15 protein-coding genes and 1 riboswitch are annotated in these 16,465 nt (G+C 38.3%); of the genes, 10 read left to right on the forward strand and 5 right to left on the reverse strand.

Annotation, left to right across the window (positions count from 1 at the left end; all coding sequences use genetic code 11):
* Position 1: 1 nt before the first annotated feature.
* Positions 2-346 carry a hypothetical protein gene (locus ACTJKN_RS10680; RefSeq protein ID WP_440824816.1) on the forward strand — a complete coding sequence of 115 codons (345 nt, stop codon included), beginning with the start codon at positions 2-4 and terminating at the stop codon, positions 344-346.
* Positions 347-421: 75 nt separating this feature from the next.
* On the opposite strand, the gene ACTJKN_RS10685 is transcribed toward ACTJKN_RS10680, so the two are convergent.
* The 3 genes from ACTJKN_RS10685 to ACTJKN_RS10695 form a co-directional block, all read right to left on the reverse strand.
* Positions 422-1,666: a homoserine dehydrogenase gene (locus ACTJKN_RS10685; protein ID WP_440824818.1), complete on the reverse strand. Its 1,245-nt coding sequence runs from the start codon at positions 1,664-1,666 to the stop codon at positions 422-424.
* 139 nt (positions 1,667-1,805) lie between these two features.
* On the reverse strand, positions 1,806-2,903 hold the full coding sequence (locus tag ACTJKN_RS10690) for a homoserine O-acetyltransferase family protein (RefSeq protein ID WP_440824820.1): 1,098 nt from the start codon (positions 2,901-2,903) through the stop codon (positions 1,806-1,808).
* Between the two features lie 43 nt (positions 2,904-2,946).
* Positions 2,947-4,278 (reverse strand): O-acetylhomoserine aminocarboxypropyltransferase/cysteine synthase family protein, encoded by a 1,332-nt coding sequence (locus tag ACTJKN_RS10695; protein WP_440824822.1) that lies wholly within the window; start codon positions 4,276-4,278, stop codon positions 2,947-2,949.
* A gap of 262 nt (positions 4,279-4,540) precedes the next feature.
* Positions 4,541-4,651: riboswitch (SAM riboswitch) on the reverse strand.
* 211 nt (positions 4,652-4,862) lie between these two features.
* On the opposite strand from ACTJKN_RS10695, the gene ACTJKN_RS10700 reads away from it, so the two are divergent.
* Positions 4,863-5,876, forward strand: coding sequence for a hypothetical protein (locus ACTJKN_RS10700; RefSeq protein WP_440824824.1), 1,014 nt, complete (start codon positions 4,863-4,865; stop codon positions 5,874-5,876).
* Between the two features lie 125 nt (positions 5,877-6,001).
* Here the strand turns inward: ACTJKN_RS10700 and ACTJKN_RS10705 are convergent, their stop codons facing one another.
* A complete protein-coding gene (locus ACTJKN_RS10705; RefSeq protein ID WP_440824826.1) occupies positions 6,002-7,117 on the reverse strand; it encodes a trans-sulfuration enzyme family protein in 1,116 nt (371 codons plus the stop codon).
* Between the two features lie 122 nt (positions 7,118-7,239).
* On the opposite strand from ACTJKN_RS10705, the gene ACTJKN_RS10710 reads away from it, so the two are divergent.
* From ACTJKN_RS10710 to ACTJKN_RS10725, 4 genes are all read left to right on the forward strand, one after another.
* Positions 7,240-7,734 (forward strand): hypothetical protein, encoded by a 495-nt coding sequence (locus tag ACTJKN_RS10710; protein WP_055907819.1) that lies wholly within the window; start codon positions 7,240-7,242, stop codon positions 7,732-7,734.
* Positions 7,735-8,159: 425 nt separating this feature from the next.
* Complete coding sequence (gene mqnE, locus ACTJKN_RS10715) at positions 8,160-9,353, forward strand: aminofutalosine synthase MqnE (protein ID WP_440824828.1); 1,194 nt, start codon at positions 8,160-8,162, stop codon at positions 9,351-9,353.
* Positions 9,354-9,451: 98 nt separating this feature from the next.
* Entirely contained in the window at positions 9,452-10,075 is a 624-nt protein-coding gene (locus ACTJKN_RS10720) for a histidine phosphatase family protein (RefSeq protein WP_440824830.1), read from the forward strand.
* Positions 10,076-10,120: 45 nt separating this feature from the next.
* Positions 10,121-10,861: a menaquinone biosynthetic enzyme MqnA/MqnD family protein gene (locus ACTJKN_RS10725; RefSeq protein WP_440824831.1), complete on the forward strand. Its 741-nt coding sequence runs from the start codon at positions 10,121-10,123 to the stop codon at positions 10,859-10,861.
* A gap of 226 nt (positions 10,862-11,087) precedes the next feature.
* Here the strand turns inward: ACTJKN_RS10725 and ACTJKN_RS10730 are convergent, their stop codons facing one another.
* Complete coding sequence (locus ACTJKN_RS10730; RefSeq protein ID WP_057935301.1) at positions 11,088-11,402, reverse strand: HPF/RaiA family ribosome-associated protein; 315 nt, start codon at positions 11,400-11,402, stop codon at positions 11,088-11,090.
* Between the two features lie 454 nt (positions 11,403-11,856).
* Here ACTJKN_RS10730 and mutS point away from each other — a divergent pair, with 454 nt between their 5' ends.
* From mutS to ACTJKN_RS10750, 4 genes are all read left to right on the forward strand, one after another.
* Positions 11,857-14,436 (forward strand): DNA mismatch repair protein MutS, encoded by a 2,580-nt coding sequence (mutS, locus tag ACTJKN_RS10735; RefSeq protein ID WP_440824833.1) that lies wholly within the window; start codon positions 11,857-11,859, stop codon positions 14,434-14,436.
* Between the two features lie 51 nt (positions 14,437-14,487).
* The gene (locus tag ACTJKN_RS10740) at positions 14,488-15,036 is read left to right on the forward strand and encodes a C40 family peptidase (protein ID WP_440824835.1); all 549 of its coding nucleotides are present in this window, start codon (positions 14,488-14,490) and stop codon (positions 15,034-15,036) included.
* 123 nt (positions 15,037-15,159) lie between these two features.
* Positions 15,160-15,627 carry a TlpA disulfide reductase family protein gene (locus ACTJKN_RS10745; protein ID WP_440824837.1) on the forward strand — a complete coding sequence of 156 codons (468 nt, stop codon included), beginning with the start codon at positions 15,160-15,162 and terminating at the stop codon, positions 15,625-15,627.
* A gap of 6 nt (positions 15,628-15,633) precedes the next feature.
* A complete protein-coding gene (locus tag ACTJKN_RS10750) occupies positions 15,634-16,239 on the forward strand; it encodes a thioredoxin family protein (protein WP_230140764.1) in 606 nt (201 codons plus the stop codon).
* The last annotated feature ends 226 nt before the right edge of the window (positions 16,240-16,465 follow it).

Below are 16,465 nucleotides of genomic sequence, written 5' to 3' on the forward strand. Positions count from 1 at the left end.
TATGGTTTTTGAATCACTAAACGATTTTGAAAAGGATCTAAAAAAGCTTTTGAAAAGATATCGAAGTCTGCAATCTGATTTGGAAGATGTAAAGATAATTTTAAGGGTAAAACCTGATGAGCGCAATCCTTTTAGTTTTCGAATTAATAATTTAGGCATTACGACATGTGTAATTAAGATTAAAAAAATTACCTGCGATAGTTTAAAAGGTCGAGGGGTAAACTCTGGTTTGAGATTAATTTATGCTTACTTTGAAAAAGAAGAAAAGATAGTTTTTATCGAACTTTATCATAAAAATGATAAAGAAAATGAAGATAAACAAAGGATCTTAGAAAATTTTAAATAAACGCAAAAGGTCGGACTCGCTCCGACCTTTGTGCTTAACAACAAAACAAATAAAAAAATTAACCTTAAAAATAAATTATAGGCTTGCCAATTCCTGGGCAAAAACATTTTCACTCAATTGCTCTTGTTTGTAGATCTGTCTGCCTGTGTAAGCCACAAAAACAGATTCATCCAAAAGCAAGTCGCGGTTTTTAATTAAACTCTCCAGCTTAACTGTTCCAACCACATATTTATAGCTGCTTGCAGCATAACGTTCGCTGATGTTGTCAAATTCTAATAGTGTAATCAGATCTTCATCCGCATAACGCAGGTAAATCTCCAATAAAATTTCTTCGGTATGTTTTACACCATTTTCTGAGTGGTATTTTTTGTACTCGTAACGGTAATCGTAACGCAAAGCGGCAATATCAGAAAGTACAGCAGCACCAGTAGGGTGGCCTCCAGCACCTTTACCGTAGAAAAATTGTTTATCAGCAAAAGCCGCCTGAACTGCAACTGCATTATACTCGTTTTCTACGTTGTAAAGGAAATCATCTTTAGCTACCAGCTTCGGTAGTACATAAGTTACGATATCTTTTGTATTCACTTTACGTGCCGTAGGAACCAATTTAATTTTAAAGTTTTTCTCACGTGCATATTTAATGTCGTGGTTAGAAAGGTTCTGTATGCCAATATTTAAAATGGCATCAGGGTTTACAAATAAACCATATGCATGTGCTGTGGCAATAGCCAGTTTATATTTTGGATCGTAGCCTCCCACATCCAAAATCGGGTCGGTTTCTGCGAAACCTAAATCTTGTGCTTCTTTTAAAGCCGAGTCGTAACTTTGGTTCTCATTAAATATTTTCGACAAAATGTAATTAGATGAGCCATTAAAAATTCCACTCAAAGCATGGAATAATTCATTGTCGTAATACTCTTCCAGGTTACGGATAATTGGAATACTGCCGCAAACGGCACCTTCATACAATAGAGAAGTACCATACTCTTGTTGTAGATCTACCAGTTCTTTTAAATGTGTGGCGATCATTTTTTTATTGGCAGATACTACATTTTTACCGTTTTTTAATGCAGTGGTTACAATTTCGTAAGCAGCATCTGCATCATTAATTAATTCTACAATCGTATTAATCTCTGTATTGTTCAGTATTTCGTTGCGATCAGTGGTAAACAGATCCTTATTAAGGGTACGCTTCTTTCTTGGGTCTTTTATTGCAATTTTAATGATCTCCAGGTTCAGGCTCTGGCTTTGGATAATATCCAATAACCCTTGTCCTACAACACCGAAACCAAATAAACCGATTTTTAAATTCTTACTCATTTTTTTAAGTGATTACACAGATAAACAGATTACACTGATTTACTGTATTTATTTTATATTATTTTTTTGTTGAATTTGATGGTACAGATATTAGTTGTTCTCTTTATTTTAACCCTAAAACCCTAAACCTTATGCCTTTCTAAGCGGTATGCTGTAGTTTGATTATTTTTTTATTCCGGCTTTCCTTGATGAAGTTTCCAATTACCTTAGTCAAGGCATCTGTTTCGATTAAAAATCCGTCGTGACCATAATCTGAGTGCAAGGCACTAAATTCTGCTCCTGGGATATGATCAGCCAGGTATTTTTGCTCCGATAAAGGAAACAAGACGTCATTTTCTATCCCGATTACCAAAGTATTTGCCGTAATTAATTTTAGTGCATCGGCAATACTTTTGCGGTTACGGCCCACATTGTGGCTGTCCATTGCTTTGGTTAAATAATAATAACTGTAAGCGTTAAAACGGTTGATCAGTTTTTCTCCCTGATAGTTCTGATAAGAAGACGACCTGAAATTGTCGGTTTTATCGTTTACGCTTTCTACCTGTGTACTGCCGTAAGCGCTGTAGGTTCTATAACTTAAAAGTGCAATGCTACGGGCAGTTTTTAAACCTTTGCTACCACCGTTTGGTTGGTTGGCATAAAAAGTTCTATCGGTAGTAATGGCCAAACGCTGACTTTCGTTAAATGCAATTCCCCATGGAGAATGTGCTGCATTAGTGGCAATCAAGATCAGGTTTTCGATTTTATTCGGCTCAGAAATGCTCCATTCAACAGCTTGTTGCCCGCCTAAAGAACCTCCGATTAATAATTTAATATAATCAATACCTAAATGCGAAGCCAATAACTGGTGTGCCGACACTAAATCGCGGATGGTAAACTGTGGAAACGAAAGATAATAAGGTAAGCCGGTTACGGGATTGGTACTTAATGGGTTTGTACTGCCGTAATGTGAACCTAAAACATTAGCACAAACAATATAATGTTCTTCCGGATTGAACAAAGCATTTTCACCGAACAAACCTTCCCACCATTCAAAAACATCAGCATTGGCAGTAAGTGCATGGCAAACCCAAATCACATTATCTTTATTTGCATTTAATTTGCCATAAGTTTGATAAGCAACTTGCAGGTTACGGATCTTTTTTCCGCTCTCTAATTTGAACTGTTTATTATAACTATATGTTGACGCAAAATTCCCCGAATTGGATTTTACATTGTCGTTTTTACTATTATGCATTTTGTAATGTTGTTGTTGTTAAAAGCCCCTAAGGGGTTTGGGTTTAGGCTTGTAAATTCTCTGCCGGAACTGTGGCATTAATGGTTGCAAATGCCTGTTCGAAATCGGCTTTAATATCATCAATATGCTCAATGCCTACAGAAACCCTCAGCGCATTCGGTTTAACACCGGCAGCTAATTGTTCTGTTTCGCTCAATTGCTGGTGTGTTGTGGCAGAAGGCTGAATGATCAGCGTTTTTGCATCACCCACATTGGCCAGGTGCGATACCAGTTTTAAGTTATCAATTACCTGTGTTGCATTTTCTTTGCTTCCAGCCAATTCGAAAGATAAAACTGCGCCAAAACCATTGCTTAAATACTTTTTAGCCAGGTTGTTATATTTACTGCTGGCTAAGCCAGGGTACTGAACTTCTTTAACTAATGGATGGTTTTCTAACCAGGTGGCTAATGCTAATGCATTATCTACATGGCGTTGAACCCGGAGTGATAAAGTTTCTAATCCTTGTAATAAAAGAAAAGAATTGAAAGGCGATAGGGCAGGTCCCAAATCTCTTAATCCTTCTACTCGGGCACGGATGATAAACTGGATGTTCCCAAATGGTCCGCCGATACCAAAAACATCGCTGAAAACCAAACCATGATAACCTTCTGAAGGCTCAGAGAATTGAGGGAATTTCCCATTGCCCCAGTTGTAATTTCCACCGTCAACGATAACACCGCCAATACTTGTTCCATGACCACCGATCCATTTCGTTGCAGATTCTACAACAATGTTGGCTCCGTGTTCCAATGGTTTAAACAAATACCCGCCTGCGCCAAAAGTATTGTCGACCACTAAAGGCAGATCGTATTTTTTTGCAATTGCGGCAATTTTTTCGAAATCAGGCACACTAAATGCTGGGTTGCCAATGGTTTCTAAAAAGATTGCTTTTGTTTTATCAGTTATTTTGCTTTCAAATTCTTCAGGTACATCTGGATTTGCAAAATCGACATGAATACCTAAGCGTTTAAAAGCTACTTTGAATTGATTATAGGTTCCTCCGTAAATGTGAGATGAAGAAACAATGCTATCACCAGCCTCCAATATGTTATTTAACGCTATAAATTGAGCGGCTTGCCCCGATGCGACTGCCAAAGCAGCTACGCCACCTTCTAAAGCGGCAATACGTTTTTCGAAAACATCGTTGGTTGGATTCATGATCCTGGTGTAGATATTGCCAAACTCTTTTAATGCAAATAAATTAGCCCCATGTTCGGCATTTTTAAATCCATAAGATGTGGTTTGGTAAATAGGAACAGCTCTTGATCCTGTTGTTGGATCTATTTCCTGACCAGCGTGTAGTTGTAAAGTTTCGAATTTATATGATGTTGACATAATTTCTATTTTTTTAGTTGATGTGATTAGATAACAGAATTAGGATAATCCTAAAACCTAGCAGGGCGTATCCCGGTTTTCCGGGACCTTCCAATTTGAAAGAAACAAAAAAGGAAGATTTTTAAATTACTGTATGCAACAGAACATACAAGTAATCGCATGCATATCGCAACAAATAAAAGAAATAGAAGCTTGTTCTACCTTTTTAAGGTCTGCACTGGGTTCGCTAAGCGATTGAAGATTTAATGTTTTCATCAGTTCTAATTTATATCTCCAAATAACACCATGTTATCCGGTCAGGAATTGGCACCTTCTCTTTCTGAGGGTTGCCAGTGGGTCATCGAGCCAGTCTCTCGCCACTTCTTTATAAATCAACCCGTGAAGATTGACTTTTATTTAGCTATTTGCCAAATAATATTCCAAATGTCTGAATTTAATTTTAATCCACAAAATAAAATTTTGAAATTACATTAACTCATTGAAAATGAATTATGTATTTTTATGATGCGATGACAATCTGAAATTTTAATACTGAATTAACGCTTAAAATTCTAAGTTTGTGGTACCTATCTAAATTAATTATGATGAAAAATACAAAATCCCTATGTTTAGGCCTGTTGTTTACTATCGCTTGTTTAAATAATGTAAACGCTCAGTTCGGAGGCTTAAAAGATAAATTATTAAAAGTGGGCACTGCCCAGGGCGCCAAAGCTTTAGGGGTAGACAAGTTTTTAAAACAACCTGCTGCCATTACCACCAATTTTGAAGACGTAAATAGAGAAGGCGAAAAGCTGCCTGATTTTATTAACTCATTAAATTTAAAAGCCCAGCCCTTGTACTTACTGCCTAAAAATCCAGATGGTGGTTTTGTGCTTTGCGAGGGACTTTACGAAATGACCAATAAAAGTTATTGCCTAAAAGCTGGAACTTTCGCCCCTTCAAAGGGTGATGGTTACATGTTTGCACCCGTTTTAGGCCCTAAAGAAGAAATTGTGGTTTCTATACTCAAAAGCGCTGAGAAACATCCTGATGTAGACCAACATGATATTCAGGCTTTACTCTGGACAATCATTGCAAGAACAAAATTTGCCGATTTTAATGGCCAGGTTAAAGTAACTGCCATTAAATTGTTAACACCGAAACAACTTACGCAATTGGAAGGTGGTGCTTTAGGTGTTTTGCCTTTCGATGTAATGGAGAAGGCTAAAGACCAGTTACCATCAGGGGTGAGGGCTGTTTTTGAAGCAGAAAATAATATCCGTCAATTGGTGTCGTCTGGAAATTATACTTATGCCGACATGGAAAAATATGCGATTATAGCGGGTATGGCGCCACCAAGAAGCGATGTGCCAAGCGGCATCTGGACCAAACACCCTGACGGTTATTATGTGCGTTATTTTCCTTCTGGTTATTCGATTACCAAGGTACAGGTTTATGTACCTAAAGAATTATTAGCTGGTGGTACAAAATTAATATATGATGCTGCTGGTGACATTGCCTGCCCGGCTAATACAGGTTCGCAACGTTTAGCACAGACCAATGAGCCATTAGAAGCAAATTATTCGTTGAAGTTGACTACGATTTGCAATCCTAAATAGATTTCAAAACAAATATTCGTCATTGCGAAGAGGAACGACGAAGCAATCTTGAAGCGCACGCTAGTAGCGACCGTTGTAAGATTGCTTCGTCGGCTGAAAAAGCCTTCTCGCAATGACGATTTTTTTTAACCTAAAGCCTGCGCTAGATCAGCGATAATATCATCCACATGTTCTAAGCCTACAGATATACGGAGTAAATTTTTTGGCGTTTTACTATCAGGGCCTTCAACCGAATAACGGTGCTCAATTAAACTCTCTACACCTCCTAAACTGGTCGCTTGTGCAAATAACTGAACCTTATTTGCCACTTTGTGGGCCGCTTCAACATCCCCTTTAACCAAAAACGACATCATTCCACCAAAATCTTTCATTTGTTTCTTTGCAATTTCGTGCTGTGGGTGACTTTCCAAACCTGGATAAAAAACAGTCTCAACATTTGGATGTCCGTTTAAATAGTTAGCTATGATTTTTCCATTTTCGCAGTGGCCTTTCATGCGATAGGCTAAGGTTTTAATGCTTCTGGTTAACAGAAAACAATCGAAGGGAGAAGGAACCGCACCACCCGTTTGCTGTATGTTTTTGATTTTCTCCCATAACGCGTCTTTTTTTGCTGTTACTAAAATCCCGCCAAGTACATCGCTATGCCCCCCCAGGTATTTGGTACTGCTATGCATTACAATATCAGCACCCAGTAAAATCGGGTTTTGTAAAATAGGCGAAGCAAAGGTGCTGTCGCAGGCCATTGTAATGTTTTTAGCTTTAGCTATTTTGGCAATTCCTTCTATATCGGTAATCTTTAATAATGGGTTAGATGGGGTTTCGATCCAGATCAATTTGGTGTTAGGTTTGATGCTCGATTGGATCAGGTCTAGATCAGTCTGATCAATAAAATCAAATTCCAAACTATCGTTAAAGATAGTCAATAATTGTTTTTTAATACCCCAATACATATCATCAGGAGCGATAATATGGCTACCGGGTTTTAAGGCCTGGAACAAAACCATACCACAGGTATTGCCCGAAGAGAAAGCAGCAGCATCTTCGCCATATTCTAATTTGGCTACAGTGTTTTCTAAAGCAGACCGGTTTGGATTGCTTACCCTGCTATACATATGGCCTCCTGGATAACCTCCATCTTCGTCGCGAAAAAAAGTTGTCGATAGATTAATAGGAAGGGTAACATCGCCGGTAATGCTTTTTACAAGATTAGAAGCGTGAATAGCAAGGGTTTCGGGTTTCATAATATTTGATTTTGATCGAAGTGATATGGTGATGCAATTTAATAATTTGGCGCTAATTTAAGGTTCGTAATGGTTTTGGCAAGATTTATGTAACAAGTTTGACGAAATTAAATTAAACAAAAATGAAAAGATTATTTATAGCTATCGCAATAGCATGTTCTACTTTAGTAATGTTACAAAGTTGTAATACTGCAAAAAGAGTAACTGCAGGTGTAACAGGTAGCAGAGGTACAGTTGTTCGCGAATGGGTAGTGAGTAATGTAGCTTTAGAAGGATTGCCTGATGGCGCTGTTCAAGGTTTATTTGGAGAGAAATCTTACAAATGTTTCCAGGGAAGTACATGGAACTTAACCAATAGCGGTAATGGTTCTTACACTTTGCCAGCATCAAGTGCTTGTGGTTCGGTAATGCAGACTATTTTCTGGTCGGCAGCACCTAAAGATCAAACCTTCCAGTTTAAGAAAATATTTGAAGGGGATAAAGCTAAAAACGTAACAGAAGGTTACCGTTTAGTATTAACTGATCTTTCCAGCACACAAATGATCTTGAAATCGCCGATTGAATTTGGTGGCAAAACTGCAAACATCGTTTTAACTTTTGTACCTGCAGCAAGATAGTTAGCTAAAAATATCTTCCTGTGAAAAACATATAAAGCACTTCTGAAAAGAGGTGCTTTTTTTGTTACCGTCTTTTAGGATTGCCACGGAAACACGGATTTACACGGAGTTTCTTAGACTCTTTTATAGGAGGTTTTTAACCACAGATAACACAGATATAAATTAGAATCAGGTTTTGTTACATACCTGGCCGTCAAGCGGGGTAACATCAGTTTATACGGAAGTTTGATAGTTATTTTTCCGTGACTTCCGTGTTTCCGTGGCTAATATTAACGCCTACAGCTAAGCTCACCTAAAAAAGCAATCATTATCTGTGTTAATCTGTGGTTAATTATCAAGGACAACATTCAAAAATCGCGGTTTGTTACAAGAAAATGATTTTCAAATCGGCTCATTATTGTATTTTTGTTCAAAATAAATCAGGAATGAATACAACTGAGCAAGTTGAAAAAATATTAGCTGATACCAATTTATCAACTGAATTACAAAACATAGCACACAAAGTCCTTCATGGAGAACGTATTACCTTTGATGAAGGCGTTTATTTGTACGAACATGCAGAACTGGGTTACCTCGGTGTTCTGGCAAATTTTATCCGCGAACAAAAACACGGTGATAAAACTTATTTCAACCGAAACTTCCATTTAGAACCTACCAATCTTTGCGTTTACGACTGCAAATTTTGCTCCTACTCGCGTTTAATCAAACAAAAAGAAGAAGGCTGGGCCTTAACGATGGAGCAGATGCTCGATATCGTTAAAAAATATGATGGCGAACCTGTAACCGAAGTGCATATTGTTGGTGGGGTACTTCCACAATACGATGTGGCCTTTTATTCTGCTTTATTTACCGCTATTAAACAGCACCGCCCTGATTTGCACGTGAAGGCATTAACGCCTGTGGAGTACCATTATATCTTTAAGAAAGCCAAAATCGATTATGCAACAGGTATGCGTTTGATGAAAGAGGCCGGACTAGAATCAATACCAGGTGGAGGAGCAGAGATTTTTCACCCTGAAATCAGAGAACAGATTGCTAAAGATAAATGTACTGGTCAGCAATGGTTAGATATACATGAAGAATGGCACAAACTCGGTATGCGCAGTAATGCCACCATGCTTTATGGTCATATTGAAAAATATTGGCACCGGGTAGATCATATGGAGAAATTACGAGAATTGCAGGATCGCACAGGTGGTTTTCAGACTTTTATTCCGCTAAAATTCAGAAATCAACATAACCAGATGAGCAATGTACCTGAATCTTCAGTGATTGAAGACTTAAGGAATTACGCCATTGCCCGTATTTACATGGATAACTTCGATCATATTAAAGCTTATTGGGCAATGATCAGCCGCGAAACAGCTCAGTTATCCTTAAATTATGGTGTTGATGATATTGACGGTACTTTAGATGATACCACCAAAATATATTCAATGGCCGGTGCAGAAGAGCAAACGCCTGGAATGAGCACCAAAGAACTGGTGAATCTGATTAAACAAGTGGGGAGAAAAGCAATAGAGCGCGATACTTTATATAATGTGGTTACTGATTTCGAACATGTAGTTTTCGAAGAAGAAAAGAAACCTCAATATTACAAGCTACCCGTTGTGAATTAATGATTGAATGACTTAATGATAGAATGAGTGAATGAGGATATTGAGCGTTAAATTTGACATTCAATCGCTCAAAAATCTCTCATTCAATAATTAATTAGATGAAAGAAATATACATCATACGCCACGGCGAAACGGAACTTAACAGACAAGGCATAGTACAGGGCAGAGGTATAAATTCTGACTTAAATGATTTAGGTAGGGCACAAGCAGAAGCGTTTTACCAAACCTATAAAAATATCCCTTTTGATAAGATTTACACTTCGGATTTAAAACGTACCTGGCAAACCGTCCAGAAGTTTATTGATTCGGGATTACCCTGGGAAAAACTTTCGGGTTTAGACGAATTGGCCTGGGGCGTTTGGGAAGGGAAACCAAATACAGAAGATGCACGTGATGCTTTTCGTGATATGCTGCAAAGCTGGCAGGATGGTGATTATACAGCACATTTCGAGGGTGGCGAGAGCGTTCAGGATGTTTACGAACGTTTAAAACAACCGATGGAAGTTTTGATGAGCAGACCAGAAGAAAAAACAGTTTTACTTTGCATGCATGGTAGAGCAATGCGCGTTTTCTTGTGTTTATTGTTAGGCAAACCGCTGAGCGAAATGACTGAGTTTCCACATCAGAATACAGTGCTTTATAAAATGGGGTTCAAAGATGGAAAATTTACTGTTCTTGAATTTAATAGTGCCGTTCATTTAGACGGTTTAGTAATTGAATAATCCGCTTAACGCCAAGCGCGCAACGCAAAATATTAACATAACACCTTGAATAAGATTAAAATATCGGCTGTTGCCTATACCAATACCAAAGCTTTTATATACGGATTAGAACATTCGGACATTATAAATAAAATTGATTTAAGTTTAGATATCCCTTCAGATTGCGCAGCTAAAGTAATTAACGGTCAGGTTGATATCGGTTTAATGCCTGTAGCCGCTATTCCCTTGGTTCCAAATGCCAATATTGTAGCCGATTATTGTATTGGAAGTGATGGAGGCGTAAATTCCGTATTCATTTTCAGTGAAGTTCCTGCTCAGGAAATTAAAACTGTAAAATTGGATACCCACTCGCGTACATCGAACAATTTAGCCAAAGTATTGCTTAAGTTCCATTGGAAAAAAGAAGTGGAGTTTACTACTGATCCTGCTGCAAAAACCGATGCTTTTGTTTTAATCGGCGATAGAACCTTTGGTAAAAAAGAAGACTTCGCTTATGCTTATGACATGGGAGAGGAGTGGAAAAACTTTACCGGGTTACCCTTTATGTATGCAGCCTGGGTGGCTAACAAAGAAATCTCACAAGAATTTAAGGCTGAATTTAATGCCGCTTTAAAATTTGGCTTAGCGCATAGAAAAGAAGTTTTGCAGGAATTACCTAAAGTGCCTAATTTCGACCTGGAAGATTACCTGTACCATAAACTTCAATTTGATGTTACCGATGATAGAAAGAAAGCTTTAAATCTGTTTTTGGGATATATTGAAGAATTGGAAAAAGTAAGTATATAAATAAAATCGTCATCTCGACTGTAGCGCAGCGAAATGGAGAGATCTATAATCAAATTTATCGACTGCGTTGCACTCCGCTCGAAATGACGATTAACTATATTGAGCAGTTATAAATTAGGGGTTTTTATAAGGCGTCATTCCCAACTTGATTGGGAATCTTAATGCATTTGCTATTTGTGCTTTAAGATTCCCGCCTGCGAGGGAATGACGTCCACGCTAAAGAAATCTAATGCGCTTTCATTTTACCAGCCACTTTTTCGAGTGTACTTTTTAATTTTGTTAAAGCGCCTGTAATAGCCAAATCGTAGGTATTGCCCATATTGGTTACAGCTATAGGGTCTTTTCCGGTTATTCTGGCCTCCAACAAACATCTTTTATCATCCAAGCCATCTTTACTGCCGTTCTCATCTGATAAATGAACTTCTAAGCGCGTAATTAGATCGCTGTATCTGCTCAAGCCTTCATTTAACTGTGTCTGGATTTTTTCGTCGTATTCCTGGTGTATGGTTAAGTTTTTGTCGGTATTCAATTGGATCGTCATAATTAAGGTATTAAGTTAAATTTATATAAATGTAACACACAACTGAGAGAAACGTTTTTGAATAATGGTTAATTGTTTGAAACTGTTTAAATCGGTTAGCTGTTGAAGAAAGAAAACTATTATGCAGCGGGTTAAAACAGACCCTTGTTCATAAACCTGATTGAAGCGGTAGCTCCCGATTGAAAAGAGGGACTACAAGCAAAAAGCAGGGCCACAGCCCCCTAAATGTACAGAACCATTAATTTTCAAGAAATGTTTAATTGTTTAAACTGTAGAAATCGGTTCACCGTAATATACCTCAGTTAGCCTACTTGTGCGGTAAACCGGTTAAACAAACTAACAATCTTTTAACTTTTCAACAAAACAGCTGTAAAATGCTTATTCGTGTTATCTTTATGGCTTTTGTAAATTAATTTCAGTTTTGGCTAAAGACACGAATAAAGAAACCCCGTTAATGCAGCAATACAACGCAATTAAAGCGAAGTATCCGGGCGCACTTTTACTATTTAGGGTTGGCGATTTTTATGAAACCTTTGGCGAAGATGCCATTAAAACGGCACAGATATTAGGCATCGTATTAACCAGAAGAGGTACCGGACCTAATGGCGGTGCTTTAGAACTTGCTGGTTTTCCGCATCACTCGTTAGATAATTATTTATCCAAACTGGTTCGGGCGGGGCAACGGGTAGCCATTTGCGATCAGCTGGAAGACCCTAAAACCACAAAAACCATTGTTAAACGTGGTGTAACAGAATTGGTTACGCCTGGAGTAGCTTACGGTGATAATATTGTAAACCAAAAATCGAACAATTTCCTGGCCTGTGTTTTCTTTGATAAAACACAACTCGGCGTTTCATTTTTAGATATATCGACAGGTGAATTTCTAATTGCACAGGGCAATAGTGATTATATTGATAAACTTTTGCAGGGCTTTAAGCCAACAGAAGTTATTTTTCAGAAATCGAAACGACAGGCATTTACAGAGCACTTCGGCGACCGTTTTTACACTTTTGGTTTAGACGAATGGCCTTTTACCACTGATTTTGGGACCGAAACCCTGATGAAACACTTTGAGGTTTCTTCGTTAAAAGGTTTTGGTGTAGAGCGTTTACAGAGTGGAATTGTAGCTGCTGGTGTTATTCTACACTATTTGGGCGAAACGGAGCACCGTAATCTACAACACATCAGTTCTATCGGCCGTATTGAGGAAGACCGTTATATGTGGTTAGACCGTTTCACCATCCGCAACCTGGAATTGGTGAATTCGCCTAACGACAATGCCGTAACCTTGTTCGATATTTTGGACCATACCTGTACCCCGATGGGTGCACGTTTGTTGCAAAAGTGGATCATTATGCCATTAAAAGAATTGAAGCCTATCCAGGAGCGACTTGGAATGGTGGAGTACTTTGTAAAACATGAAGAATTACAAGGCGAATTTTTAAATAATATTAAACAGATTGGCGATTTAGAACGGCTCATTTCTAAAGTAGGCCTTCAACGTGTTGGTCCGAGAGAATTGGTTGCTTTAAAACGTGCACTTTACCATATAGAAGCCGTTAAAAAACTGGCTGCCGATTCTAAAAACCCTTTCCTGATTAAAATAGCAGATCAGTTAAATCCATGTTTAGCGATTAGGGAGAGAATTGAAAGGGAATTACAGCCCGAACCACCAGCTTTGCTGATTAAAGGAAATGTAATTGCAGATGGAATTGATGAAGATTTAGACCGCTTGCGTAAAATAGCTTTTGGTGGTAAAGATTATCTGGTGCAGATACAAAAACGCGAAGCAGAGGCAACGGGAATACCATCGTTAAAAATCGCTTTTAATAACGTTTTTGGTTATTATCTAGAAGTTACGCATACCCATAAAGATAAAGTGCCAACGGGCTGGATCCGTAAACAAACGCTGGTAAATGCCGAGCGTTACATTACACCAGAGCTTAAAGAATACGAAGATCAGATTTTGGGTGCAGAAGAGAAGATACAGGCTATCGAAATCCGTTTATACAACGAACTGATGTACGAAACAGCCAGTTACATCAAACCCATCCAACTTGATTCGTTTTTAATTGCACAACTTGATTGTTTATTGTGTTTCGCACAGTTAGCGGCCAAAAACCATTATAACAAGCCAAAAGTTACCGAAAATAAAGTGCTTGATATTAAAGGGGGGCGCCACCCGGTAATTGAGAAACAATTGCCAGTTGGCCAAGAATACATTACTAACGATGTATATCTGGATACCGAAAGTCAGCAGATTATTATGATTACCGGCCCCAACATGGCGGGTAAGTCGGCCATTTTAAGGCAAACGGCACTGATTGTACTGATGGCGCAAATGGGTTCTTTCGTTCCTGCCAAAGATGCAGAAGTTGGTATAGTCGATAAGATTTTTACCCGGGTAGGGGCATCTGACAATATCTCTTCAGGAGAAAGTACGTTTATGGTCGAAATGAACGAAACGGCCAGTATCCTGAACAACATTTCGGATGACAGTTTAATCTTACTCGATGAGATTGGCCGCGGAACAAGTACCTACGACGGTATTTCGATCGCCTGGGCCATTGCCGAGTTTTTGCATCAGCATCCAACTGCCAGACCAAAAACCTTATTTGCCACGCACTACCATGAGCTAAATGAGTTGGCTAACACCATGCCGCGCATTAAAAACTTTAATGTATCGGTAAAAGAAATGACCAATAAGGTAATCTTTTTACGGAAACTCGTTCCTGGTGGTAGTGAACATAGTTTTGGTATACACGTGGCTAAAATGGCCGGTATGCCATCCAAGTTAATTGGTCGCGCGAATGAGATACTAAAAAAACTGGAAATAGACCGTACAGAAGGACAAAGTATAAAAGACAGCATAAAAAAAGTGCAGAACCAGGCTTATCAGTTACAGATGTTCGCTATTGATGATCCTGTGCTGGTGAAAATCCGTGATACATTGAATAATTTGGATGTAAACGCATTAACACCTGTTGAAGCTTTATTGAAACTGGATGAAATACAACGATTAATCAAGAATTAAGAAAGGCTGTAGGGTGTGGGGTTTAAGGCATAAGGTTTTAAATCTGATCACATGCAACTAATATATTATACGATGGAAAGAACCTTAAACCTAATACCTTTTACCTTCCACTTCAAAAGGAATATATTCTTTTTAATAGCAATTATATTTTTTCTTTCGTCATGCGGTACCCGTAAGTATACGGTCAAAAGTGATACAAAAGCTTCGAAAGCTGCTGATGCCATGGCAAATTTACAAAGCAAACCACTCTATCGTTTCATCACCGATTGGACAGGGGTGAGGTACCGGTTTGGCGGATTAGATAAAGGCGGTATTGATTGTTCTGGTTTTGCGTTTTTATTGGAGAAAGAAATTTATGGGGTTACACTTCCGCGTATTTCACGCGAGCAGGCCAATGTGGTGAAGCGTAAAAATGTAGATAATTTAAAGGAAGGAGATCTGGTGTTTTTCTCTTTTGGCGGCAATGATGTAGATCATGTAGGGGTATACCTCAACAATGGTTTTTTTGTGCATGCCAGCACTACCAGAGGTGTAATTGTTGATGATTTAACACTCCCTGCTTATCAACGTGTATTGGTTAAATCGGGATCGGTGAATTAGTTTCTTACTGTCATTCTGAACGCAGTGAAGAATCTTTAATTTAAAGTGAAGAAAAGATTCTTCGCTTTGCTCAGAATGACAAATAATGACAAAACAATCCCCATTAAATTTCGTTATTCATTTATGCGTATATTTTTCATAATCTGCTTATCTTTAATTACTTATTGCGCTACTGCGCAGGTAACATTGCTCAAATTGGATGAGTTGGATAAACGCATTGCCAATGGAAAAGATACAACTTATGTAATCAATTTCTGGGCCACCTGGTGTTCGCCATGCGTAGCTGAGTTGCCGAATTTCGAGAAATTACGTTTAGCCAATTTAAAAAAGCCCGTTAAGGTGCTTTTAGTGAGTTTGGATTTCAAGTCAAAATTGCAAAAGGAAGTGATTCCATTTGTGTTGAACAATAAAATTAATGCTGAGGTATTTCTTTTAAACGAACCCGATCAGCAAGCGTATATTGAACGGATCGACAAAAAATGGTCGGGCGCTATTCCTGCTACATTATTTGTAAACAAGAAAGCCAGGCGTTTTTACGAGAAGGAATTTACAGAAACTGAACTGAAAAATACTTTGTTAAACTTAAAATAGATCGTTATGAAAAGATTGATTTTAATGGCTTTTATGCTGATTTCAGGAGTCGCATTTGCCCAGACTGAAGGTTATAAAGTGGGCGATGTAGTAAAAGATTTCTCGCTGAAAAACGTAAATAACAAAATGGTTGCCTTGGCCGATTACAAGGATGCAAAGGGCTATATTGTAATTTTCACCTGTAATACCTGTCCGGTGGCAAAAGCTTATCAGGAGCGTATCTCGGCCTTAAATGCAACTTATGCCGCAAAAGGTTATCCTGTTGTGGCCATTAATCCAAACGATGCTGGAGCCGTTCCAGATGAAAGTTTCCAAAAAATGCAGGCACTGGCCTCAGAAAAGAAATTCAATTTCCCTTATCTGTTAGATCCTGACCATGTAGTAACCAAACAGTTTGGCGCTACCAGAACACCCCATGTTTTTGTGCTGAACAAAACCGGTAAAGGAAATGTGGTTGAGTACATTGGTGCCATAGATAACGATCCCGAAGAAGCAAACAGTACAAAAGTGGAGTATGTTAAAAATGCAGTTAACGAATTATCTATCGGTAAAAAGCCTGCAATTGCATCAACTAAAGCTGTTGGCTGTGGAATAAAATGGAAAAAAGGCTAAACAAAAAGGTTGTATCAAATATAGATTTGTTATCCTGAGGAATAATTCATTGTATAAAAATCAATATAAATGATATTTAATTATTGGTCTTGGGCGATATGTAATTCCCCTCTTTCAGAGGGGTGTCCGCAGGACGGGGTGTTTTATTAGTCCTAGCCGGACAGGCCTCTTTCTTTTTGATGTCAAAAAGAAACAAAAAACACCGGCTGAAAATTTTTCTTTTGAA

The organism is Pedobacter sp. 22163 (assembly GCF_052045595.1).
Lineage (GTDB): Bacteria > Bacteroidota > Bacteroidia > Sphingobacteriales > Sphingobacteriaceae > Pedobacter.